The organism is Cryobacterium roopkundense (assembly GCF_014200405.1).
Classification (GTDB): domain Bacteria; phylum Actinomycetota; class Actinomycetes; order Actinomycetales; family Microbacteriaceae; genus Cryobacterium; species Cryobacterium roopkundense.
Genome location: NZ_JACHBQ010000001.1, coordinates 2,061,957 through 2,085,753, shown reverse-complemented (window position 1 = coordinate 2,085,753; position 23,797 = coordinate 2,061,957). Strand labels below are relative to the sequence as shown.

Genomic DNA, 23,797 nt, shown 5'->3' with positions numbered 1-23,797 from the left:
CTGTTTTATCGCCAAACGTCCGGGACGGTTCCGGGCATATGGCCGGATATTTCTTCGAGGATCAGGTGCGACCTGGTTGAAACCACACCGGGCATGCTGTGGATATCCCGCAGGATGGCCTGGCTGAGCAGCTCGTGCGACGGCGCGTTGACAGTGAGGATGATATCGATGTCTCCACTCACGGCCTGTGCCTTCTCCACGTAGGGGAGCGCCGCGAGTCGAGCTGCGATATCGCCCCAGGACACATCGCCGATCTTCACCACCACGAGTGCTGACACGTGCAGGCCGAGGGACTTGCGATCGGTTTGGGCACCGAAACCCGTGATCACGCCCCGGGTCACGAGCCTGTGCACCCGCGTGTGGGCAGCGGTCCGTGAGATGTGCACCTGCACGGCGAGAGCACGCATCGAGAGCCGCGCGTCGCGGCTGAGCTCGGCAATGATTTGCCGGTCGATGCTGTCGAGATCGGAGGGGGCGTCGGAAGCCGAATGTTGCGTCATTGAAAACCTCGGTGTTGAGAGAGCGCCAGTCTAGCGAGCGCGCCCGAGTGCAGGGACGCCCGCGGTGCGCATGGACTCTCGCAGGGTACGCAGGTAGTGATTTTTGGGCCAGTGACGGATGCCTCGGGGGAGGGCGGGATACAGCGCGCGCGTCAGGCGCAGCACCCGATCGAAGCGAACCTGCCGTGTCGGCGACCACGGCAGGTCGAACAGCTCGCGCACACTCTCGGGCAGGAGCCCGGCCGTCATGAGGCGACCGAGGGGAAGCCCGGCGCGCATCCAGAGCGGGGCCTTCCGCGTGTGCAGCAGCTCGTGGGCGACGGCCCGGGTGGCGGCATCCGTTGTCAGGGCAGCCAGGCTGTCGTTCCAATACACGCGGAATGCAGCCCGGGTCGGGGGCCACAGAGCGACCGGCACCTGCAGGGCGGCCCCCAGCTTGCGGTACTCGTCATAAAACTCATCTGCCAGCTCATCGCTCAGCGGACCGTAAACCAGCTCGTGCATCAGCACGGCGGAGTCGTACAGGGTGGCTGCGACCCAGAGCTGGAGTTGCGGGGTGAACGCGTTGTAAGCGGGAGTTGTGTCGGTGCCGAGAGAATGCACGGGCACATGGGCGTGATTCACCCGACGCGTCGCCACAGCCGCCTCCTCCGGGGTGCCGAAAACTATCGCGTAGACGAAACTGAGCGTGTTGTTGAGACGGTCCTGGGGCCGAGTGGCGAAATCACTGTGATTGGCGACGCCGTGGCCGATGGCGGGATTAGCGAGCTGCAGCAGGATACTCCGACCTCCGGCCGCGATCAGGACCGCGTTCCCGGCAATGTCGTTGATGCTCACGAGCCACACCCCTCTCGCTGCCGAGTGTATTGCCAGTCGGGTGTGAGATCGTAGGGAACGGTTTGATGAATTCTTGGACTTTTCGGAATAATGGCACCATCCATGCGCTTGCATGTATCCGAGGGCGACAAATCATGCGCCCACAACCTCGAGGAGAACGCATGAGCGACACCATCACCATCCCCGGCTACAAGGCCGGCACCTGGACCATCGACAAGGCGCACAGCGCAGTCACATTCAGCATTCGCCACATCATGATCAGCAAGGTCAAGGGAACCTTCGACGACTTCGACGCGACATTCGTCACCGGAGAGAACCCGCTCGAGAGCACCGTCACGGCGTCCGCCAAGGTCGTTTCCATCAACACCAACGAAGCAAACCGCGACGGCCACCTGCGCACCGGCGACTTCTTCGACGCCGAGACCTACCCGACCATCGACTTCGCGTCGACGGGCCTGCGCGAGGTCAAGGGCGAGTTCCTCGTCGACGGAAACCTGACCATCAAGGGCGTCACGAAGCCGGCCACTTTCGAGCTCGAATTCGGTGGCTTCGGCGGAGACCCCTACGGCAACTACAAGTTCGGCGCGACGGCCAAGACCGAGGTGAACCGCGAAGACTTCGGCCTCACCTACAACGCGGCCCTCGAGACCGGCGGCATGCTGCTCGGCGACAAGGTCACCATCACGCTCGAGCTGCAGGCCGCGCTCAACGCGTAACTTCAGTTTCCTCAAGGGGCTCCGCTTCGGCGGGGCCCCTTTTGTGCGCCCGCCACACCGCGGGGTACGATTTTTGAGCGGGGAGGGGGCGTCTACTCCCTTTTCCTTCTGCCCGGCCGCAATTCTGCGGGCCGGTGCCGCATCAAAAGAATCGATTCGACTGTGCACACGTTCCACACTTTCTCGGTGAGGAAGCTTGCCGTTGGACTGACGGCCCTGTTGGCCGTCCTGGCAATGTTTGTCGGAGTCGGAGGTGCGGCGGCAGCCGTTGCGCCGCGAGCGGATGTGGCGGGTCAGACCTTCGTCATCGCCACGGATACGACCTTCGCGCCGTTCGAATACCGTGAAGACGGCGAACTCACCGGCATCGACATGGATCTGATTCGCGACATCGCCGCTCAGCAGGGTTTCAGCGTTGAGATCCAGTCTCTGGGGTTCGATGCCGCACTGCAGGCGCTGCAGTCCAACCAGGTGGACGGCGTCATTGCCGGAATGTCGATCACCGACGAGCGCCAGGCGATTTTCGATTTCTCTGACCCGTATTTCGACTCCGGCGTGCAGATGGCTGTGGCCGAGGGTGACACCACGATTACCGGGTACGACGACCTCCGCGGCGAGACCGTCGTCGCGAAGCGTGGCAGCGAAGGTGAGACCTTCGCGAACTCGATCAAGGACCAGTACGGCTTCGCAGTGAAGGCGCTGGCAGATTCTGCCACCATGTACGACGACGTCAAGGCGGGAAACTCCGTGGCCGTCTTTGACGACTACCCAGTGCTCGCCTATGGCATCAACCAGAACAACGGCCTGATGTCGGTGACGGAGAAGGAACAGGGCAGCTCGTACGGATTCGCCGTCAACAAGGGGCAGAATGCTGAGCTGCTGGCCGCGTTCAATGCGGGGCTGGCCGAACTCAAGTCCACCGGTGATTACCAGCGAATTCTGGACACCTACTTGGAACAGCCGGCGTCGGCCTCCACCACAGGTTTCTTCGGTCTGTTGAGCGACAGCATGCCGGCCCTGATGAAAGGGCTCGGACTTACCCTGCTCGCCACCGGGCTCTCGATCCTGATTGCTCTTGTCCTCGGTGTTGTCTTCGGATTCTTCAAGGTGTCGCCCTTCAGAGTGTTGCGGGCCATCGCCACGACGTACGTGAGCATCTTTCGCGGCACGCCCCTGCTCGTGCAAGCGTTCTTCTTCTACTTCGGGCTGCCACAGCTCACGGGCCAGTCGATCGATGTGTTGACGGCGGGCGTGCTCACCCTGAGCCTCAATGCCGGTGCCTACATGACCGAAATCGTGCGCGGCGGCATCCAATCGGTCGATCCCGGCCAGACCGAAGCCGGGCGCAGCCTCGGCCTCGGCTACATCACGACGATGCGTCGCATTGTGCTGCCGCAAGCCGTGAAAATCATGACTCCCTCCTTCATCAATCAGTTCGTGATGACCCTCAAAGACACCTCGCTTTTGGCGGTGATCGGCTTTGCCGAACTCACGTACCAGGGCCAGCAGATCTACGCGGCAAACTTCCGCACCGGTGAAACGCTGCTGATCGTGGCGGCGCTGTACTTCGTGGTCATCACCCTTCTCACCACGCTCTCCAACAAGCTCGACAAGAGGTTCAACAAATGAGCACCAGTGCCACCACTCCCGCGAGTGTCAGTAGCAAAATCAGAGTGAGCGGCCTGCGCAAGTCGTTTGGCTCCAACGAGGTACTCAAGGGACTCGACGTGGAGATCGCGGAGGGCGAGGTGGTCTGTGTCATCGGCCCCTCGGGTTCAGGTAAGTCAACCTTCCTACGTTGTCTCAACAAACTTGACGAGATCACGGCGGGCACCGTGGTCGTCGATGGCTACGACCTGACGGACAAGAACGTGAACCTGAACGAGGTGCGCCAACACATCGGGATGGTCTTCCAGCACTTCAATCTGTTTCCGCACATGACCGCATTGCAGAACATCATGCTCGCCCCCGTCGAGCTCCGAAAGGGCACTCGGCAGGAGGTTCGTGCGACCGCGGAACGGCTGTTGGAGCGAGTCGGACTCAGCGACAAGGCCCAGGCGCGCCCCGCGCAGCTCTCGGGTGGGCAGAAACAACGAGTGGCCATCGCCAGGTCGCTCGCCGTGAACCCTGACATCATGCTGTTTGATGAGGCCACGAGTGCCCTCGATCCCGAGATGGTGGGAGAGGTGCTGCAGGTGATTCGGGATCTTGCCAGTGAAGGCATGACCATGGTTGTCGTGACCCATGAGATGGGCTTCGCGCGGGAGGTCGCCGACCGTGTGATCTTCATGGCCGACGGCGTGATCGTGGAGGAAGGAACCCCCGAGCAGCTATTCGGCAACCCGCAGCAGGTTCGCACCCAGGACTTTCTTTCCAAGGTGCTGTAGGTCCCGGCTAATCGCCTACGATCTCCTCGCGCACACGGCGAAGGTCTTCCATGAGGGAGCCGATCAGGATCCAGTGGTCGGGGTGCGGGGTCACGATGCGCAGGGGCGCAGTCAGGGCGAGCACCTCAGGTGCCGGTGCCTCCGGCACTGCCGTGGTGTCGCCCTCCACGCGCGCCAACAGCCGCAGGTCGTGCGCGGCACGGGCCAGCTCCTCTGAGAAAGCCTGTACGCTCGGCTCGTACTGTAGCGACACATCGTAGTGATCGTGCAGGGCTCGCGTCATGCCGATGGCGCGGGTCACGAGAGTAGGCAGCCGTTCGGTCATTTCGTGGTCGGCGTCGAGGGCCTTGCGAAGCTTCGCCTTGCGAGGGTTGAGCATGAGGCTCTCCTCAGCCTGCAGGATTGCCTTGTGGGCGGATTCCAACATGGGTCGAAGCAGGCGCGCTTTGATCATGAGCTCCATCAGGTCCGCCGGGCGCTGGGGTGTGCGCAGTGCGTGGGCTATTCGGTCGAAAGTCTCCGCGACCTCGCGCGCGAGCAGACCGACCGCTTCGCTCGCCGGCCTGATCAGAACGGGCGGCACGATGACCGCGTTGATGATGAGGGCGATGCCCGCGCCGATGAACGTTTCATAGATGCGATCCAGGGCGTAGCCCGGTGTCGTGGCGCCGAGTGCGAGCACGAGCATCGCACTGATCGGGATCTGGCTCGCCGACACCGGAGACAACCGCAGGGCCCACGCGACCGTGATGCTCACGATGACGGTCGCGAGTACAACCCAGCTCGACTGGCCGAGGAAGAAGCCGATGGTCGACGCGATGATCACCCCGCCGATGACCCCCGACGTGCGCTCGATTGCCCGGCCCAGAGTCTGGTTCACGCTCGGCTGCACGACGAGGAGGGCCGCGATGGCCGCGAATATCGGCAAGTCGCTCGGCAGGAGCAACTGGGACGCGAGCCATGCGAGGGCCACGGCCACCGACGTCTTGATGGTCTGCAGAAAGGGTAGCCGCCGGGAGATCCGCAGGTTTGTCGTAATTCGCACTCTCTAGGCTAACCTGCCGCCGCGGCGTTCGCCGGGACAGTTCCTGTCAGGACGGTGCCGCGGGAGCGGGTACAAGAATCGGCTCGACGCCCAGAAAGCGACCGTAGTCGAGAACGCATCGCCTCAGGCCCGCCTGCTGCCGGCCGGTGAAAGAACGGAACAGCTCGGCTGTCACTCGGATCGCGCCAGCGGATGCTCGCTTACGCCACGTGCCGATGATGCGTCCCTCGAAAACGACGAGTGGGCGGAAGATCCCGTTCTTTCCCGGGGTCACCCGCTGTTCGTCGGCGGGTCCGATCACGGCGCTTCGGTCGCGATAACCCAGGAAGTACTCATCGAAGCCGGGCAGGAGCATGATTGCGCTGCGCTGGCGCGGCCGCGTGCCCGTGTCATAACGGGCGAGGAGAAAATGGCTGACCCCGTCGACGCTGAACTCGACCAGATCCTGTCGAGCAACGGCAAGACCGATTCGTGCGTCGGTCAGGGTGAGCTGGGACCAGCCGGCGAAATCCGCCAGGGTCGCCGGACCATGCCCGGTGAAGTAGCGCAAAGCGAACTCACCCAGGGCCTCGTCTCCCTCGAGTGTCCGGGCATCGGGCACCCATTCGTCGAGCAACACCAGCACCTGCTGCGTTCCCACCTGGCGACCCCAGCACAGCGTCCCGGTCTGGGCGAGAAACCAGATCAGGTGGTAGCCGCGTTGTTCCCCGGTGTCAATTCCCCTGGACTCGAGGAGCGCCAGAAAATCGGCCCGGCTCAGTTCGCGGCCACCGGTCAGCGCATCGACTGCGAGGGCTCGTGCGGCTTCCAGAATCTGCTCTGTCAGGCCGAGTTGTGCTTGGCGGGTCTTCGCGCCGATGACGAGCCGTCGGGTGCTGAGTCGCAACATCCAGTGCAGGTCATGTGCCGGAACGAGGTGAAGGGTACCCCGCATGGGCCAGGAACGCACGATGAGCCCGGTGTTGAGTGCCTCCTCCACGTGGGCGGCCGTCGTGCCGGGGGAGCGCGCCCCCAATGCCCACTTGCTGGCGGGATAGTCCTGGGCCTGCACTGCCAGCAGCCGTTGGGTGGCAGCCACGGCACCGGCAACTCCGCCGGCAACCACGTCGGCTGTTCCGGAAGCGAGGCTTTGGCTGTTCAGGCGCCACCGCCGCAGGTCCGCCACGGATATGGTGGCGGCCGCTGGCGTGGATTTGGGCGTGGATGCGTGTGGGGATGCGGGTGTGAGCATGGCCGGGATTCCTTCTAGTCGAAGATACGCACCAGCCGCCACAGGCGGCCGGCGCTGCGCGATTCGGGGTCACGGCCGCCATCGGCGTTGCCGCCCCGATTCTCTCCGCCGTCTGTGCCCATGCCGTCTGTGCCCATGCTGCTCTCTGTGCCCATGCTGTCGTCTTGGCTCACATCGAAGACATGGGTTTCCCCATCATCTGCCGTCGCTTGAAATCGCCAGCCGGCAATATCAAGCGGCGGGTGGCCTATCCCGTAGCTGTACGGCTCGAACGGCTTCCACCAATCCGATGTGCCGACGAGTGCGGTCGGCGTGTCGGAGACTCGAAAGCGTCGTGAGCGCCACATTACGCGCACCGGTGACCCTGCCTCGCTCGTCCAGACCGTGACAGGTTCATTCATCGGGGGCACCAGCCATCACCTCGATCAGCATATTAGAACAAGTGTCCCCCTTACGATTTCAGTGAGATGCCCATATCTAAGTGGCGCATGACCGTCTGCAATGGAGCAATCGCTATCTCACTGAAATCGTAAAGGGGACAAGTGTTCTATAGATGACTCTACATCGGGGTGACCAGCCGGTCTAGGGCGATTCCGGTTACAGCGCTCCGGTTACAGCGCCGAGGGACGTGCAGCTACGCCAGATCGTCGTCCGTCCGTGCTCCGAAGACTATTTCATCCCAGCTCGGCATGGATGCGCGACCGCGTTTGCCGTGATTGCCAGTGGTGCGAGCCTGCGCCTTTGCTGCCGCCTGATTCGCTGACTGGCTTGCCCAGATGTTCTGGGTGGTCTCGCCCCGACGGGGAGGCGTCGCATCGTCGTTCGCCGACCCAGCGCCGGTCCCAGCGCTGGATGCGGAACGTGAGTCAGATGCGGTCGGTTCTCCGGGGGGCTCGATGCGGCGGCGACCACTGGAGCCTGCCGACCGTGCCGATCCGTCGTCGTCAGAGGCGGCAGCTTCGCGTTCACCCCGTCGACGGCGAAGGGACTCAAGCAGATCAGCCGTTTCACTCATGCTCACGGACGGTTCAGCCGCCCTCTTGATGGCGGCCTTGGACACAGCTTCGGACGAGCTCAGGTTGCGTGAATCCAGGGTGCGTGAATCTAGCGTGCGCGAATCTAGATTGCGAGCGTACGGGATGGGGTCGATGGGCGCTGTGTCGTTGAGGATCTCGTCCGCGAGGGACTCCTTGAACGTGAATGCCCCGCTGTCGAACCTGGAGACATCGGAGTTGCTTGTTTCCGACCCCACGGCGCGCAGTCGCGGGATGAGTGAACCCTTGAGTTCCCCCTGCTGGGACAGAGCGATCGCCTCGTTGCCCACGGGGGACAGGGCGTTCTTTTTGGGTTCGAAGCCCCAACGGGCGTCGTGGTCGATTTCGTCGGCGGTGAACGACAATTTGATGATCCAGCCTGCGCCTGGCTCTTTCCAGCTGGCCCAGCGTTCGTTGGAGGCGCCGAGGGACGCAAGACGGTCACGGATGACACCGCCGAAGTTGGCGTCTTCACCTACAGGGTCGGGGTCTATTGCCGTGTGCACCGGAACGCTGAGGGCACAGGACACCATGTATTCGCGTTCAGCCACAACGGGCCCCTCGAATCGGCGAACGTAGTCCAGTGACGCTCCGGTGACCGCGGCCACGTCTTCCGCTGACATTCCCGACCGGATATGCGCCTGCACCTCGCGGGGTGAGAGCTTGGGCGCGGTGGACGCCTCCGTCTGGGTTTGACGAAGCTTGGACTGGAGAACCTCGTCGATGGCGATCCGAAAACGGTCGCCGTCTTCTGACGCTGCAAGCAGCGCACCGTTCTCAACCCCAATGACCTTCAATTCCTGCATGGCGCAAGCCCTCTCGCGATTACCGTTAGCTGCAAGAATCGCATGTCTTGGTGCTTTTTACGGGGAATACGCCGGGCGTGCCGCAAGTTGATGACAGTGCCGACCGAAAAGTGAGGCGTGCGAGTTGCTATTTCCCCCGGATTGTTGCAAACTGTGCCCGCTGATTTCGTTTATCGGCGTTACTGAAATGGATGGGCATGGCAACCGACTACGACGCACCGCGGAAGACCGAAGACGACTCTGAGTCGATTGAGGCCCTCAAAGAACGCGTGCCCGACAAGATGTCGGGAAGCGTCGACAACGACGATTCCGACAACCCGGGCGGGTTCGACCTCCCAGGTGCAGATTTGTCCGACCTGGACCTCGATGTCGTCGTCCTGCCTCCGCAGGCCGACGAATTCACCTGTGTTGAGTGCTTCCTCGTGAAGCACCGTTCGCAGGCGGGACACGAGACCAAGCTCGGCACCGTCTGCCTGGAGTGCGACTCCTAAGAACCTGCAGCAGGTCGTCGCGATTCATTGATCGCGGCGGCCAGCTTCTGTGGGTGCCGGCTGGAAACCAGCCAGTACGGTGCGGGGTCAGTTTCATCCACGATCGGAATCTTCACGAGTGGGTCCACCCAGCCGCGAATCAGCATCCACGCGCGCACGTCGAGGCGCGGGCCACGTTCCTGGCTGGCCTCCGGCCCGCTGAAAGGCTCGACCTGGCCGACGAGATCCACGGAAATGGTCGCCGGCCCTGCGGTGATGACACCGTCCTCCACCTTGACCACCGGCGACGCGATGATGAGCAGCGTCACACAGCCGCCGTAGAGCACCGCCGCCGTGACGAACCCGGCAAACATGGAGATCGGGGCCAGCACCAGGATGCTGGCCGGCATCACAAGTGCGGTGACGATGAAGGACCACGGAGAGGCCCAGAGTTTTTCTCGGTATTGAGGCATGTCTCTATTCGATCAGAGTTCTGGACTACCCTCGACACGTGGCACAAAGCACCGAAGTACTGATCACTGCATCCGTCCTCCCCAAATATGCGCATCCCGGTGATGCCGGAGCTGACCTTCACTCAGCAGAAGCCCTGATAGTGGCACCGGGGGCTCGGGCGCTCGTAGGAACCGGAGTGAGCATCGCCCTCCCGGACGGCTTTGCGGCCTTCGTCGTACCTCGCAGCGGACTCGCAGCCAGACACGGGATTACGATCGTGAATTCGCCGGGAACGGTGGATGCCGGCTATCGCGGTGAAATCAAGGTCACTCTGCTCAACACTGATCTCATCGCACCCTTCAGCGTGGCCGTGGGCGACAGGATTGCCCAGCTGATCATCATGCCCGTTGTGCGTGCCACGTTCATCCCCGTTGACAGGTTGCCCGGCAGCCTGCGCGGCGAGGGAGGATTCGGTTCGACCGGCCTGTCGGCCGCCGAGGACTCGGCCTCCTCACAATCCAAACAGACAGGAGTCACTCGATGAGCGACATCGTGAACCCGGACGAGTTTCCGGAACCCCAGGACAAGTCAGCGCCGGAAGACCGCGAAACCGAGGGGCCGTTTGACGAGGCCGAAGCCAACCCTGTGCGACCGTACGTCGACCTCGGCGGCATCAAGATTCTCCCGCGGGAAGGCCTTCATCTGCGGCTGGAAATCGAAGAGGGCAGCAAGCGTGTCGTCGCCATTGGGCTTGATTTCGCGGGCTCGACCCTTCAGGTGCAGCCGTTCGCCGCACCGCGCTCGAGCGGCCTGTGGCACGAAATTCGTGACCAGATCGCCGATCAGATCGGCAAACAGGGGGGCACGACGACGCCACGTGAAGGACCTTTCGGTCCGGAGCTTGTCGCGGAGATTCCAGTCGCGGCCGGACAGGACGCCGCCGGAAGCAGCCGACTCGCACGTTTCATCGGCGTCGACGGCCCTCGATGGTTCCTGCGCGGCGTAATTGCCGGCGAGGGTGCCATCGATCCGGAAGCCGCGGCGCAGGTCGAGGACCTGTTCCGCAGTATTGTCGTGGTTCGTGGCTCCACTCCGATGCCCCCGCGCGACCTGATTCCCCTTCGTATGCCGTCGACACCCTCCGGGGCGACCGCTCCGGTCGACGTCTAGCCGACCCCCAGAACAGGGCTATTCCCATGACGCAGAAACCCGATCCGGCCACGCCCGATTCCGACGTTCCCGGTTCTGCCGCTGCGGTTCCTGACCAGCCGGGGCATGTTGACGGGCAGGGCGCGCAGCCCTCGGTATCGGGTGTTCTCGCCGACGGCATGGCGGCGGCCGCGCGGCGAGCCGGCTTCAGTTCGGCGGCAGAGGGGGAGCCGATCAGCGGTCGAGCCCTGATGGTCGCGATGGGCGGCGTCCGGGGTCTCTTTGAGGCGGTGCTGCCCGGACTGGTCTTTCTGGTTACCTATACGCTCACGATCGATCCGTCGGCCGACGCGTCACCTGATCCGATTCGCACCTTGCTTCCCGCCCTGATCGCACCCCTCGTGCTCGGGCTCATTTTCGTGGCCCTGCGGGCCGTCACTAAGCAGACCATGACGCCGGCCATCGGCGGACTCGTCGGCACAGGCATCAGCGTGGCGCTCGCCCTATTCTCTGGCCGCGCGTCCGACTTCTTCCTGGTGGGGCTTTATACCAACGCCGGGTACGGGGCTGCGCTGCTCATTTCAGTGCTCGTGGGGTGGCCTCTTGTGGGGCTTGCGGTCGGTTTTCTGATGGGTGACGGCATCGCCTGGCGTGCGAACCCTTCCAAACGTCGGGTGCTGACAATCCTCACCCTGTGCTGGACGGGCCTGTTTCTGGCTCGTCTGGCCGTGCAGCTTCCGCTCTATCTTGCCGACAACGTTGAGTTGCTGGCCACCACGAAACTTCTCATGGGCCTGCCGCTGTATGCGCCCCTGTTGGTCGTTTCCTGGCTCATGGTGCGATCGGTGTATCGCAAAGCTGACACGGCCGTCTAACGGGTCTCTGTCCTGCTAGAGTTATCTCGACATCAAGATACTTTCTTGATGGAACGGGTTGGCCCCGGCACGCGCTGGTTAGGCTTACCTTGCTGGCACGATGGTGTGTCCGGCCACAAGGATTGAGGATTGCCGTCGGTACCCCGTCGGCTCCCACGAAGGAGAGGGCATCGTGACTGCGGTAAACAGTTTTGGAGCAAAAGACACCCTGCGCGTCGGTTCGACGGACTATGAAGTCTTTCGCGTTGACAAGGTCGCTGGCTACGAGAAGCTGCCATACAGCCTGAAGGTGCTTTTGGAGAATCTTCTCCGCACCGAAGACGGCGCCAACATCACCGAGGCGCACATCCGCGCACTCGGCGAATGGGAGCCCACGAGCGAGCCGAACACGGAGATTCAGTTCACCCCCGGCCGCGTCATCATGCAGGACTTCACCGGCGTGCCCTGCATCGTCGACCTCGCCACCATGCGCGAGGCAGTCGCGGAACTCGGCGGCGACCCGAACAAGATCAACCCGCTCGCGCCCGCTGAACTCGTCATCGACCACTCCGTCATCGCGGACCTCTTCGGCAGCGACAACGCCCTCGAGCGCAACGTCGAGATCGAGTACGAGCGCAACAGCGAGCGCTACCAGTTCCTCCGCTGGGGCCAGACCGCATTCGACGACTTCAAGGTTGTTCCGCCGGGAACCGGAATCGTGCACCAGGTCAACATCGAGTACCTCGCGCGAGTCACGATGACCCGCGAGGTGAACGGTGTGCTTCAGGCCTACCCAGACACCTGCGTCGGCACCGACTCCCACACCACCATGGTCAACGGCCTGGGCGTGCTCGGCTGGGGCGTCGGCGGAATCGAAGCCGAGGCTGCCATGCTCGGCCAGCCCGTCTCCATGCTCATCCCCAAGGTTGTCGGATTCAAGCTCAAGGGCTCGATCCCGAGCGGCGTCACGGCTACCGACGTGGTGCTCACCATCACGCAGATGCTGCGCAAGCACGGCGTCGTCGGCAAGTTCGTCGAGTTCTACGGGGAGGGCGTCGCCCAGGTACCGCTCGCGAACCGCGCCACCATCGGCAACATGAGCCCCGAGTTCGGCTCGACAGCAGCCATGTTCCCGATCGACGATGTGACTCTGGGCTACCTGCGCCTCACCGGCCGCAGCGAGGAGCAGGTCGCGCTCGTCGAGGCGTACGCCAAGCTCCAGGGCCTCTGGCACGACGCGGACACGGAGCCCGTCTTCAGCGAGTACCTCGAGATCGACCTCGGCACCGTCGTTCCCTCGATCGCCGGACCGAAGCGCCCCCAGGATCGCGTCGAGCTCAGCCTCGCGAAGTCGCAGTTCGAGCTGGACCTGCAGAACTACGCGACGCAGGACCTGACCCGCGTGGATGCCGCAATAGAGGGTACTTTTCCGGCGTCCGACCCCATCGGGTTCACCGCCGAGGACGAGATCAGCGCCCACCAGGTGTCGCACCAGCACGTGAGCCACGCGCCGGCATCCGTTTCACGCCCCATCCCGATCACCACCAAGGATGGTGCGAGCTACACGCTGGACCACGGAGCGGTGGCCGTCGCGGCAATCACGTCGTGCACCAACACGTCCAACCCGAGCGTCATGCTCGCCGCGGGCCTCCTCGCCCGCAACGCCGTCGCGAAGGGCCTGAAGTCCAAGCCGTGGGTCAAGACCACACTGGCTCCGGGTTCCAAGGTCGTCACGGACTACTACGAGAAGGCCGGCCTCACGGGCGACCTCGAAGCCCTTGGCTTCTACACGGTCGGCTACGGCTGCACGGTCTGCATCGGTAACACCGGTCCGCTGATCGACGAGGTGTCAGCCGCGATCAACGACAACGATCTCGCCGTCACCGCTGTGCTCTCGGGAAACCGTAACTTCGAGGGTCGCATCAGCCCCGACGTCAAGATGAACTACCTCGCGAGCCCGCCGCTCGTGATCGCCTACGCCCTCGCCGGATCGATGAACTTCGACTTCGAAAAGGACGCCTTGGGCACAGGAACCGACGGCAAGGACGTGTTCCTCAAGGACATCTGGCCCGACACCGCCGAGGTTCAGGCGACGATCGACAGCTCGATCGACACCGCCATGTTCACCAAGGAATACGGAGAGGTCTTCGCCGGCGACGAGCGCTGGCGCGCGCTACCGACACCGGACAGTGAGGTGTTCGAATGGGATACCGAGTCGACCTATGTGCGGAAGCCCCCGTACTTCGACGGCATGACGCTCGAGACGACCCCGGTCACCAACATCGTGGGAGCTCGCGTTCTCGCCAAGCTCGGCGACTCCGTCACGACCGACCACATCAGCCCTGCCGGTAACATCAAGGCCGACAGCCCGGCCGGTGCCTACCTGGTCGAGCACGGTGTGGCACGTGGTGACTTCAACTCCTACGGCTCGCGTCGTGGAAACCACGAGATCATGATCCGCGGAACCTTCGCGAACATCCGCCTGCGTAACCAGCTGCTCGACAACGTGGAGGGCGGCTACACCCGCGACTTCACGCAGGCCGACGGCCCGCAGGCGTTCATCTACGACGCCGCGCAGAACTACCACGCGGCCGGAACGCCGTTGGTGATCTTCGGTGGCAAGGAGTACGGTTCCGGATCGTCCCGTGACTGGGCGGCCAAGGGCACGAGCCTCCTCGGCGTCAAGGCTGTCATCACCGAGAGCTTTGAGCGTATCCACCGCTCGAACCTCATCGGTATGGGCGTCGTCCCGCTGCAGTTCCCGGCTGGCGAGAGCTGGGCGTCGCTGGGCCTCGACGGCACAGAGGTTGTGTCCATTGCGGGGATTGACGAGCTCAACAACGGCACGACACCGAAGACGGTTCGTGTGACGGCGACTCCGAGTGAGAACTCGGCCGCAGGCAAGGCAACCATCGAGTTCGATGCCATCGTGCGCATTGACACGCCGGGCGAGGCCGACTATTACCGCAACGGTGGAATTCTGCAGTACGTGCTCCGCTCGTTGGTTGCATAGCACCAAATCATCACCCCTCGGGCGGCGCGTAGACTCAATTCATTCGAGTCTGCGCGCCGCCTGTCTTTGTGTGGCCCCAGGCACATCGCGAGCATGTCGCGACGACGAAAGGTGTAGTGGATGACTCTGCTGGAGACGATTTCCGGTCCTCGCGACCTTGATGGACTCTCTCGAAGCCAGCTCGTGCAGCTGGCCGGTGAGATCCGTGACTTCCTCGTGCGTGAGGTGTCGAAGACGGGCGGCCACCTCGGTCCGAACCTCGGAGTTGTCGAGCTGACTATCGCCATCCACCGAGTCTTCAATTCCCCAGCGGATGCCATCGTCTTCGACACCGGACACCAGTCGTACGTTCACAAGCTCCTGACGGGCCGCCAGGACTTCAGTAAGCTCCGACTGTCAGCAGGGATCGCCGGGTATCCCCAGCGCTCCGAATCGGTGCACGACATCGTGGAGAGCTCGCACGCATCGAGCTCGCTGTCCTGGGCGGACGGCATTTCCCGCGCCTTCGAGATGACGGGCCAGACCGACCGCCACGTCGTCGCCGTGGTGGGTGACGGCGCGTTGACGGGTGGTATGACCTGGGAAGCGCTCAACAACATCAGCGATGACAATACGCGGCGACTCATCATCGTCGTCAACGACAACGGTCGTTCCTACGCCCCGACGATCGGCGGCATGGCCCGCTTCCTCAACACCGTGCGCACGAGGGCCAGCTACCGTGACGCCTACAACGCCAGCCGCCAGGTGTTTGACAAGCTCGGTGCCCCTGGACGCGCGGTTTACCGTGGCGTGCGCGGCGGTCTGCATGGCTTCCTGAGCAAGGTCACGAACAACGAGGCGCTCTACTCCAACCTCGACATCAAGTACATCGGACCGGTGGACGGACACGATGTGGAGGCCATGCGGGAGGCACTGACGCAGGCCAAGAATTACGGCGCGCCCGTCATCGTTCATGCCATCACGCAGAAGGGCAAGGGCTACGACCCCGCCGTGCAGGACGTCGCCGACCAGTTTCACGCCGTCGGCCAGATCGACCCGGAGACCGGGGAGTCCCTCGCCGAGCCGGGCGCGGCGTCCTGGACCTCGGTCTTTGCCGACGAGCTCCTTGAACTCGCTACGCACAACGAGCGTTTGGTGGGCATCACGGCCGCGATGCTGCGGCCAACCGGGCTGCACAAGATGGCAGAGCGTTTTCCCGACCGGGTGCATGACGTGGGGATCGCTGAGCAGCACGCCGTGACATCCGCTGCCGGCCTGGCCTTTGGCGGCCTGCACCCCGTGGTCGCCCTCTATGCCACGTTCATCAACCGCGCCTTCGACCAGGTGCTGATGGACGTGGCCCTTCACAAGGCGGGCGTCACCTTCGTTCTCGACCGCGCGGGCGTGACTGGACCGGACGGGCCGAGCCACCACGGCATGTGGGATCTCGCGATTCTGCAGGTCGTTCCTAATATCCGCCTCGCCGCACCCCGCGACTCGATCCGACTGCGCGAGGAGCTGGGGGAGGCCGTGCTCGTTGAGGATGGCCCCACGGTGCTGCGGTATCCGAAGGGCAGCGTCGGCGTGGAATTCGAGCCGATTCGCCGGCTCGCGGACGGCGTAGACATTCTGCAGGAGGCCACCCAGCAGGACGTGCTCATCGTGACGGTGGGGCCGATGGCCGCGACGGGGCTCGACGTGGCCGATCGGCTCGCCGCCCAGGGTATTGGGGCGACCGTTGTCGACCCCCGCTGGGTCGTGCCCGTGCCCACGAGCATCATCGAGTTGGCGCGCGGCCATCGACTCGTTGTCACCATCGAAGACGGTATTCGGGTCGGTGGAATCGGCACGAGGATTCGGCAGGACCTGCGTGCGGCCGGTGTCGACACGGCGGTGACCGAACTGGGCCTTCCGGACGAGTTCATCGATCATGCCTCGCGTGGTGAGATTCTCGAGGCCGCTGGGCTCACTCCCCAGCACATCGCCCGAGACGTGGTGGCCATGGTTCTCGGTAGCAAGATACCGCACGCCCGTCCGCTGCCGGCCGATCACACCGACACCGGGTCGATTTCGGTGACCCGCCGCGAGTAGCGCTCCGGGCCGGGTTGGTAGCCTGAGTCATGGAGAACAGCAAGGATGATGGACGGCCGACGCCGACTGCAACCGACCCGATAGGCCCGGCGCCACAGGACCCGCCGTCACCGGCGCTTTTTCCCAATCTCGAACGGGTGTCCCGAGCAGGATTTCGCAAGGGGACGGTGAGCCGCCGACGAATCAACCGCTCTCTGGCCCTCGCCGCGGTATTCGCGGCCGTGGCGGGAGTCCTGATCATCGGCACGCTCGTGCTCTGAGGCACGCTCGTTTGGTATCCCTGCTGACTCGTGTTCAGTCACAGAAAAGGGCCGCTCCGGACCCCTGCCCCTGGGCAGCGGTCCGGAACGGCCCCATTCCGTTGCGGCGCTAGCCGACGACGTTCGAAGCGGCCACGCTAGACCCGACGCCGCGGATCTCGGGAGTGTGGAACGTTGCCCCGAAGACGCGTTCGCTCGCGCCGACCCGGTCGAGGTACGGCGTCGCTCCACCCATCTGGAAGGGCCAGCCTGCGCCGAGGATCATACAGAGGTCGATGTCTTCGGCGGCATGAACCACGTCGTCATCGAGCATCCGCTTGATTTCATCGGCGAGGCCGTCCTCGACGCGGCGGAGAATCTGCTCCGCGGTCATCGGAGTGGTTCCTCCGGCAACGATCTTGACGGCGCCCTTGTCGAACCCGGTGACATTCCCCTTTGAGTCACGTTCGAGGATCTTGCCGTGCTCCGCCAGGCGGTGCAGGTTCTGGCTCTCGAAGAAGCGGTCCGGGAACGCGGCGTGGTGCGTGTCGAGCACGTGTGCGCCCACCTTGAGCCCCACGAGCTCAAGGAGCTCGAACGGGCTCATCGGCAGGCCGAACGGGGCCAGAGCCCCGTTCACGACCGCGAAAGGAGTTCCGGTATCTACAGCGTGCATGGTCTCGCCGAGCAGTTTCGCCAGTACCCGGTTCACCACGAACCCGGGGGTGTCGCGGGTGATTACGGCGTTCTTGCGCAGCTTTCCGGCAACGACCATGGCAGTGGAGAGGGTGCTCGCATTGGTCGACGGCGTGTTCACAACTTCGATCAACGGCATCACGGCCACCGGATTGAAGAAGTGGAAGCCCACAAGCCGCTCGGGGTGAGCGAGCTTCGATCCGATCTGTTCCACGGACAGCGAGGACGTGTTCGTGGCCAGCACGGCCTCGGAAGACACGTACTTCTCGATCTCGGCGAAGACATCCTGCTTGACCCCGAGCTCCTCGAAAACAGCTTCGATCACCCAGTCAGCGTCCGCAAAGTCGGCCTTGTCGGTCGTGCCGGTCACGAGGTGGCGCAAGCGGTTGGCCTCGTCGGGCGAGATGCGCTTCTTGCCTTCCAACTGCGCGATCTCGCCGTGGATGTACGCGACGCCCTTGTCGACCCGGGCCTGGTCGAGGTCGGTGATGACAACGGGCACGCGGAGTCGCCGCACGAACAACAGGGCGAACTGGCTGGCCATCAGGCCGGCGCCGATCACACCGACCTTGGTGATGGGACGGGCGAGCCCCTTGTCGGGAGCGCCGGCGGGTCGTTTGGCGCGCTTCTGCACGAGGTTGAAGGCATAAATGCTCGCCTGCAGCTGGTCACCCGAGATGAGTTCGGCCAGTGCCTCGTCCTCCCGTTCGAAGCCCTCGTCGCGTGTTCCGGATTTCGCCGCCCGGAGCAAGTCGAGCGCGACGTAGGGGGAACGGGCGACCGTGCCAATTCGGCCCTCGAGCATCTTGCGGGCGATGCCGACTGCAACGTCCCACTTGACGATGCGTTCGATTTTGCCGGGCTCGTTGGGACGGGAGACCTTGACCCTGCCGGCGATGACGTCGTCGGCCCAGGCGATGGACTTCTCGAGGAAGCGCGCGGACGGGAACATGACGTCCGCGATGCCCAGCTTGAGGGCATCCGCTCCGGTGAGGGTGCGATTGTTCTTCAGCGGGTTCTCGATGACGACCTTGAGGGCATTCTCGATGCCGATCAGGTTCGGCAGCAGATACGATCCGCCCCATCCTGGGATCAGGCCGAGGAAGACCTCGGGCAGAGCGATAGCGGGGACCGTCGCGTCAACCGTGCGATAGGTCGCGTTCAGTCCGACTTCGAGTCCGCCGCCGAGCGCCAGGCCGTTGATGAAAACAAACGATGGAACACCGAGGTCGGCCTGTTTGCCGAAGGCATGGTGTCCCAGCTGGGTGAGGAGTTTGCCTACGGCGAGGGAGGGGATCTCCGCCACCTTGCTGAGGTCGGCGCCGGCGGCCAGGATGAACGGCTTCCCGGTCACGGCGACGCCGTGAATCTCACCGCGCTCGGCTCGGGCCTTCAGCGCGTCCATCGTCGTCGCGAATTCCAGCAGTGAGATCGCGCCGAGTGTGTTCGGACGGGTATGGTCGCGCCCATTGTCGAGGGTGACGAGTGCGAGAACCCGACCACCGCTGAGCGGCACGTCGCGCACGAGAGAGTGCGTCACGACCTCGTCGGCGGAGATGTCGAGCAGGGGTGAGAAATCGAGGGTGTTGTAGTTGGTCATCGCGACGCTCCCTTCGTGTTGAAGTGCGGGTTCTCCCAGATGACGGTTCCGCCCTGTCCCAGGCCGATGCACATGGACGTGAGGCCGTACCGAACTTCAGGGTGGGATTCGAACTGACGCGCGAGTTGGTTCATCAGACGCACGCCGGACGAGGCGAGCGGATGCCCGATGGCGATCGCGCCACCGTACTCGTTCACCCGGGTGTCGTCATCGTCGATGCCGAAGTGGTCGAGGAATGAGATCACCTGAACGGCAAAGGCCTCGTTGAGTTCGAAGAGGCCGATGTCGGTGATGCTGAGTCCCGCCTTGCGTAGAGCCTTTTCGGTGGATGGAACCGGGCCGAGGCCCATCACCTCCGGCTCGACCCCGGCGAACGCGAAGCTCACCATGGTCATCTTGACGCCGAGCCCGAGTTCCTTGGCCGTCTGGCCGCTGGCGAGGATGCAGGCGGACGCGCCATCGTTGAGCCCTGACGCGTTGCCGGCCGTGATGCGTCCGTGGGCGCGAAACGGGGTGCGCAGGGCCGCGAGGCCTTCCAGGGTCGTTTCGGGTCGCGGAGCCTCGTCCTGGGTGGCCAGGCCCCAGCCGGAATCACTGCGGGTGGCCACCGGGATGAGGTCGGCCTGGATGTTGCCAGCCGCATAGGCCGCTGCCACCTTCTGCTGACTGCGCAGGGCGTAGCGGTCTGACCGTTCCTTCGTGTACGCGGGAAAGCGGTCGTGGATACGCTCCGCGGTGGCGCCCATAATGAGGGCGTCCTCTCCCACGAGCCGCTCTGACATGAAGCGGGGGTTCGGGTCAACGCCGGAGCCCATGGGGTGACGCCCCATGTGTTCGACTCCGCCGGCGATGGCGAGGTCGTACGCACCGAAGCCGATGGACGCGCCCATCATGGTCACCGCCGTCATGGCGCCGGCACACATTCGGTCGATCGCGAAGCCGGGGACAGACTTCGGCAGGCCCGCGAGGAGCGCTGCCGTGCGCCCGAGCGTCAGGCCTTGGTCACCCGTCTGGGTAGTCGCGGCTATGGCCACATCGTCCACTCGCTCGCCTGGGACTCCCGGATTGCGTTCCATCAAACCGATTATCGCTTTCACCACCAGGTCATCGGCCCGGGTGTTCCAGTACATTCCTTTTTCGCCAGCGCGTCCGAACGGGGTGCGAACCCCATCCACAAAGACGACTTCTGCTCTCTCGGCCACAATGCCTCCATCATTCAGATCAGGTCTCCACCGATCCTAGAGGGGCAGTATTTAAGAGCGGAATCGTTTGATTGTTCCTACGACTCGGATTCCTCTGCCTCGTCCTCGACTTGTAGCACTTCTACAAAAGCATCTGCAATTAATTGTGCAGTCGCGTCAATCTGCCACGGACGTGCCCCGAGGGACTCGAGGGCCTCACCAACGGAGGCCGCGTCGGCGGGAATCGGCGGCGCCCAGCACACACGCCGGAGGTAGTCCGGGGTGAGCAGATTCTCGAGGGGAATGGACCGTTCTTCGGTCAACGCGGTGAGGGCGGCGCGGGCTGCACGGAAACGTGTGTCCGCTTCGGGGTTGCGTTCGGCCCAGGCCCGGGGTGGGGGCAATGTGTCGGTGTGCGGTTTGGATTGCGGCATATCGGTGCTGGTCTGTGCGGCCTGGATGGCCGCCCACCAGCGGTCCAGCTCGTTGCGGCTCGCGCGGCCCGTGAACTCCCGGAGGGCAGACAGCGCCTGCCGGGTCGTCGGCAGCACACGGGCCGCTGCGATGATGGAGGCGTCGGGCACGAGCCGGCCGGGTGAGACATCGGACTCTCGGGCGAGGTCGTCGCGGGCGATCCAAAGTTCGCGCGCCGCCGTCAGGTTGCGCTGGCCACGAAGGGAATGGATGCCCGACAGGCGGCGCCAGGGATCGACGCGTGCCGCGGCGGCCGGTTTCTCAAGAACGGCCAGGAATTCCTGAGCTGCGAGGTCCGTCTTATCGGATTCCACCAGCAAGTCGACCATCTGGTCGCGCAGGTCGGGGAGTAGTTCCACGTCCAGCGCCGCGTAGACGAGCCAGGATTCGGGGAGCGGACGGGTCGACCAGTTCGCGGCCGAGTGTTCCTTTGCGAGATGGATACCCAGAAGCTCCTCGACGACGGTGCCGAGGCCTACCCGCGGTAGGCCCAGCAGCCGGGCGGCGAGTTCGGTGTCGAAAATGCGGCCGGGATTGAGGCCGACCTCCCGGAGGCAGGCCAGGTCCTGGCTGGCCGCATGCAGGATCCACTCCTCGTCGGCGAGGGCTGCGTTGAGTTCGCTGAAGTCGCCGATCATGGGCGGGTCGAAGAGAAAGGTTCCAGCCCCGCGCCGAAAGATCTGAATCAAATAGGCACGTTGTGAGTAGGTGAAACCGGACGCTCGTTCCGCATCCACCCCCAAGGGGCCGTTCCCGGCTGCCAAGTCAGCAGTGGCGGCCAGGTAGGCCTCTCGAGTGTCGATAACGCTGTGTGTCGAGTTCATACCCTGCTTCTCGCTGTGCTCAACCCTTGAGCGTGCTGTATTCATTGTCTCGCGAGAATCATTGTCTCGCGTGATTCATGATCTGGTGTGATTCCTGGTCTGCTGCTGGAATGATCAGCCTCCATCACGGGCGGCTCGCCGGGCTGCGGCGCGGCGAGTGGAGAGCGTGCTCACTCCTTCTCCCATGGGCGGGAGGCCCGCAATCATGCAGAGCAATTCGCCCCACCCTTCCACATGCGCGGTCAGGTTGTGATCCAGTGGCGTCCACGAGGCACGGAGCTCGATCTGCGCGCCGTCACCCTGGTGGGCGAGTTCTCCGAAACCCGACGAGATGATTTTGGTGGCCGTGCCGGATGCTGCCGTATACCGGGCGCCCCGCGTGCTCAGGGCGTCCACGAGCCAGGCCCAGGTGACCTCGGCGAGAAACGGATCGAGGCCGATCTCGGTCTCGAGCGGCGCCTGCGCGAAACACACCACCCGGAAGCGACCGTTCCACCCCTCCGGCTCGTCGGGGTCGTAGAGCAGAATGAAGCGGCCGGTGCCTTGATCCGAGTCGCTGCCGTGGCGCACCGGTTTGATATCAGCGGACAGCGCAATGGAATACGGCGCCAGTCGTCCGGGAGCCGGTATCTCGGTGACGAGGAGTTCGGCTCGGCTCGTGGCGCGACGGATCGCCTGCAGGGCAGCTGCGAACTCGGGCGGGAGCGATTCCTCAGTTTCGGGCACGTCTGCAGACTAGAGTTTTTTCTGGGTGTTGTCTGCGAGGCACGCCGAACGAGCCGGAGGTGTGCGTGAGCGACAAAAGTGGGTCCGGAAGCGGTGTTCTCCGCGGTGTGGCGATGGCGGGCATCGCTGCCAGTGCTGTGGGCATTGCCACCGCAACGGCCGGGGCTGTCATAGCCGGCGTGATGGCTCGGACCGTGGTGACGCCGCCGAGAAAACGTGAGGACGACACGACAGTGCTGGCGGTCGATGAGACGGCTGGCACGATCACGCTTGAGGCGAATGCCGATTCGGTACTGCCCGGTGAATACAGTTTCTTCTTCACCGGAGATACGGGGCATGCCCGTCTCGGCCAGCTTCTGGCACGAGACGGCGCTGGAGTTACGAGGCGCATCCTCAGTGTTGATTACGGGGCGCTGGCACCCCGGGTGAAGGGGCGATTGAGCGGATGGCTGTACCTCAGCCCCCAGGATCTCGGCTTCCCGTTCGAAAACGTCACGATTCCCCTGGACCTTCCTTCTCGTGCGGTCGTCTCGGCCCTGGCCCCGGCGTGGTTGATCCCGGCCGAGGAGCACAGCGATCGCTGGGTCATCCAGGTGCACGGCAGAGCCGTGACCCGGCCGGAGGCGCTGCGGGCTGTTCCGGTCTTTCGCGAAGCTGGGTACAACTCTCTCCTCATCTCCTATCGGAACGACACAGAGGCACCCCAGAGTGGGGACGGACGGTATTCGCTCGGTGACACTGAGTGGTTCGACGTGGACGCGGCGATAGATTTTGCCGCGGGTCGCGGTGCGCGCCAGGTGGTTCTGATGGGGTGGTCGATGGGCGGAGCGATTGCACTGCAAGCCGCCACCCGCAGCCGTCACCGTGGCCTGTTGCGCGGGGTCGTGCTCGAATCACCGGTGATCGACTGGGCCGATGTCGTGGCATTCCAGGGCGTGGCGATGGGGCTTCCTGCCGTGATCGCCCGGTTGTCGATGCGTGTGATGGGCGGACGCTGGGGCGGACTCATTACGGGTCAGGCGTTCCCCATCGACTTTCGCCGGCTCGACTTCGTGGCCCGGGCGGATGAGCTCGAACTTCCCATGTTGCTCCTGCACAGCAACGACGACGGCTTCGTGCCGGTGACCGGATCGCGCGCCCTCGCCACGAGCCGCACCGACATCGTGACGTTCGTACCATTCGGCGTGGCGAGGCACACGAAACTGTGGAATTATGACCGCGATCGGTGGAACGCGGCGATCGCCACCTGGCTGGCCAAGCTCTCGCTGCGGAGTCCGGCCAGCCCAGGGGCAGCCGACTAGGAGCGTGAGTCAGTAACGCCTATTTACGGTTGGTGCCGCGAAATACGGGTCCAAGCCTCGGGATGGGTTGGGCGGTGCTGGCCTGGCAATCAAGGCCTGTGGCGCAGGGATTGTGGTTGTGCCGATTGAAAAGAGGGCCACGGTCGCGTTGGTGGTTCAGGCGAGGTTGTTGCCGCGGCCCGTCAGGGCGG

General features: G+C 64.0%; 21 protein-coding genes. 10 read left to right on the top strand and 11 right to left on the bottom strand.

Translation table 11 applies throughout. The annotated features are described in order from the left end of the window. Nucleotides 1-5: 5 nt before the first annotated feature. On the bottom strand, nucleotides 6-500 hold the full coding sequence (locus BJ997_RS09785) for an Lrp/AsnC family transcriptional regulator (protein ID WP_035836741.1): 495 nt from the start codon (nucleotides 498-500) through the stop codon (nucleotides 6-8). 30 nt (nucleotides 501-530) lie between these two features. Next, nucleotides 531-1,337: an oxygenase MpaB family protein gene (locus BJ997_RS09780; protein WP_035836760.1), complete on the bottom strand. Its 807-nt coding sequence runs from the start codon at nucleotides 1,335-1,337 to the stop codon at nucleotides 531-533. 161 nt (nucleotides 1,338-1,498) lie between these two features. On the opposite strand from BJ997_RS09780, the gene BJ997_RS09775 reads away from it, so the two are divergent. The 3 genes from BJ997_RS09775 to BJ997_RS09765 all read left to right on the top strand — a co-directional run bounded on the left by BJ997_RS09775 (nucleotide 1,499) and on the right by BJ997_RS09765 (nucleotide 4,440). After that, nucleotides 1,499-2,053: a YceI family protein gene (locus tag BJ997_RS09775; protein WP_035836739.1), complete on the top strand. Its 555-nt coding sequence runs from the start codon at nucleotides 1,499-1,501 to the stop codon at nucleotides 2,051-2,053. Nucleotides 2,054-2,287: 234 nt separating this feature from the next. After that, on the top strand, nucleotides 2,288-3,682 hold the full coding sequence (locus BJ997_RS09770; protein ID WP_052542261.1) for an amino acid ABC transporter substrate-binding protein/permease: 1,395 nt from the start codon (nucleotides 2,288-2,290) through the stop codon (nucleotides 3,680-3,682). Further along, entirely contained in the window at nucleotides 3,679-4,440 is a 762-nt protein-coding gene (locus BJ997_RS09765) for an amino acid ABC transporter ATP-binding protein (protein ID WP_035836738.1), read from the top strand. Before BJ997_RS09770 ends, BJ997_RS09765 begins: the two co-directional genes overlap by 4 nt. A gap of 7 nt (nucleotides 4,441-4,447) precedes the next feature. On the opposite strand, the gene BJ997_RS09760 is transcribed toward BJ997_RS09765, so the two are convergent. From BJ997_RS09760 to sepH, 4 genes are all read right to left on the bottom strand, one after another. Next, complete coding sequence (locus BJ997_RS09760) at nucleotides 4,448-5,485, bottom strand: FUSC family protein (protein ID WP_035836737.1); 1,038 nt, start codon at nucleotides 5,483-5,485, stop codon at nucleotides 4,448-4,450. 46 nt (nucleotides 5,486-5,531) lie between these two features. Continuing rightward, nucleotides 5,532-6,716, bottom strand: coding sequence for a winged helix DNA-binding domain-containing protein (locus BJ997_RS09755; RefSeq protein ID WP_052542260.1), 1,185 nt, complete (start codon nucleotides 6,714-6,716; stop codon nucleotides 5,532-5,534). 14 nt (nucleotides 6,717-6,730) lie between these two features. After that, complete coding sequence (locus tag BJ997_RS09750; protein ID WP_183323420.1) at nucleotides 6,731-7,117, bottom strand: hypothetical protein; 387 nt, start codon at nucleotides 7,115-7,117, stop codon at nucleotides 6,731-6,733. A 233-nt stretch (nucleotides 7,118-7,350) separates the two neighbouring features. Continuing rightward, complete coding sequence (gene sepH, locus BJ997_RS09745) at nucleotides 7,351-8,556, bottom strand: septation protein SepH (protein ID WP_035836736.1); 1,206 nt, start codon at nucleotides 8,554-8,556, stop codon at nucleotides 7,351-7,353. A gap of 197 nt (nucleotides 8,557-8,753) precedes the next feature. Between sepH and BJ997_RS09740 the strand changes: the two genes are divergently transcribed. Beyond that, on the top strand, nucleotides 8,754-9,047 hold the full coding sequence (locus tag BJ997_RS09740) for a DUF4193 domain-containing protein (protein WP_035836756.1): 294 nt from the start codon (nucleotides 8,754-8,756) through the stop codon (nucleotides 9,045-9,047). On the opposite strand, the gene BJ997_RS09735 is transcribed toward BJ997_RS09740, so the two are convergent. Next, complete coding sequence (locus BJ997_RS09735) at nucleotides 9,044-9,499, bottom strand: DUF3093 domain-containing protein (RefSeq protein ID WP_035836734.1); 456 nt, start codon at nucleotides 9,497-9,499, stop codon at nucleotides 9,044-9,046. The two genes, BJ997_RS09740 and BJ997_RS09735, sit on opposite strands and share 4 nt — an antisense overlap. Before the next feature lie 38 nt (nucleotides 9,500-9,537). Between BJ997_RS09735 and dut the strand changes: the two genes are divergently transcribed. From dut to dxs, 5 genes are all read left to right on the top strand, one after another. After that, a complete protein-coding gene (gene dut / locus BJ997_RS09730; RefSeq protein WP_052542259.1) occupies nucleotides 9,538-10,023 on the top strand; it encodes a dUTP diphosphatase in 486 nt (161 codons plus the stop codon). Beyond that, the gene (locus BJ997_RS09725; protein ID WP_035836733.1) at nucleotides 10,020-10,649 is read left to right on the top strand and encodes a DUF3710 domain-containing protein; all 630 of its coding nucleotides are present in this window, start codon (nucleotides 10,020-10,022) and stop codon (nucleotides 10,647-10,649) included. The genes dut and BJ997_RS09725 overlap by 4 nt, the downstream gene beginning before the upstream one ends. A 26-nt stretch (nucleotides 10,650-10,675) precedes the next feature. Then, nucleotides 10,676-11,503 (top strand): DUF3159 domain-containing protein, encoded by an 828-nt coding sequence (locus tag BJ997_RS09720; RefSeq protein WP_035836732.1) that lies wholly within the window; start codon nucleotides 10,676-10,678, stop codon nucleotides 11,501-11,503. A gap of 172 nt (nucleotides 11,504-11,675) precedes the next feature. Continuing rightward, nucleotides 11,676-14,495: an aconitate hydratase AcnA gene (gene acnA, locus BJ997_RS09715; protein WP_035836731.1), complete on the top strand. Its 2,820-nt coding sequence runs from the start codon at nucleotides 11,676-11,678 to the stop codon at nucleotides 14,493-14,495. A 120-nt stretch (nucleotides 14,496-14,615) separates the two neighbouring features. Then, entirely contained in the window at nucleotides 14,616-16,565 is a 1,950-nt protein-coding gene (gene dxs, locus BJ997_RS09710) for a 1-deoxy-D-xylulose-5-phosphate synthase (protein WP_035836730.1), read from the top strand. A 369-nt stretch (nucleotides 16,566-16,934) separates the two neighbouring features. Here the strand turns inward: dxs and BJ997_RS09705 are convergent, their stop codons facing one another. The 4 genes from BJ997_RS09705 to BJ997_RS09690 form a co-directional block, all read right to left on the bottom strand. After that, complete coding sequence (locus BJ997_RS09705; protein WP_035836729.1) at nucleotides 16,935-19,100, bottom strand: 3-hydroxyacyl-CoA dehydrogenase NAD-binding domain-containing protein; 2,166 nt, start codon at nucleotides 19,098-19,100, stop codon at nucleotides 16,935-16,937. Then, on the bottom strand, nucleotides 19,097-20,302 hold the full coding sequence (locus BJ997_RS09700) for a thiolase family protein (RefSeq protein WP_035836728.1): 1,206 nt from the start codon (nucleotides 20,300-20,302) through the stop codon (nucleotides 19,097-19,099). The genes BJ997_RS09705 and BJ997_RS09700 overlap by 4 nt, the downstream gene beginning before the upstream one ends. Before the next feature lie 77 nt (nucleotides 20,303-20,379). Beyond that, the gene (locus BJ997_RS09695) at nucleotides 20,380-21,579 is read right to left on the bottom strand and encodes an HRDC domain-containing protein (protein WP_035836727.1); all 1,200 of its coding nucleotides are present in this window, start codon (nucleotides 21,577-21,579) and stop codon (nucleotides 20,380-20,382) included. 114 nt (nucleotides 21,580-21,693) lie between these two features. After that, nucleotides 21,694-22,305 (bottom strand): DUF3000 domain-containing protein, encoded by a 612-nt coding sequence (locus BJ997_RS09690; protein ID WP_035836726.1) that lies wholly within the window; start codon nucleotides 22,303-22,305, stop codon nucleotides 21,694-21,696. 65 nt (nucleotides 22,306-22,370) lie between these two features. On the opposite strand from BJ997_RS09690, the gene BJ997_RS09685 reads away from it, so the two are divergent. After that, a complete protein-coding gene (locus tag BJ997_RS09685; RefSeq protein ID WP_183323418.1) occupies nucleotides 22,371-23,606 on the top strand; it encodes an alpha/beta fold hydrolase in 1,236 nt (411 codons plus the stop codon). The last annotated feature ends 191 nt before the right edge of the window (nucleotides 23,607-23,797 follow it).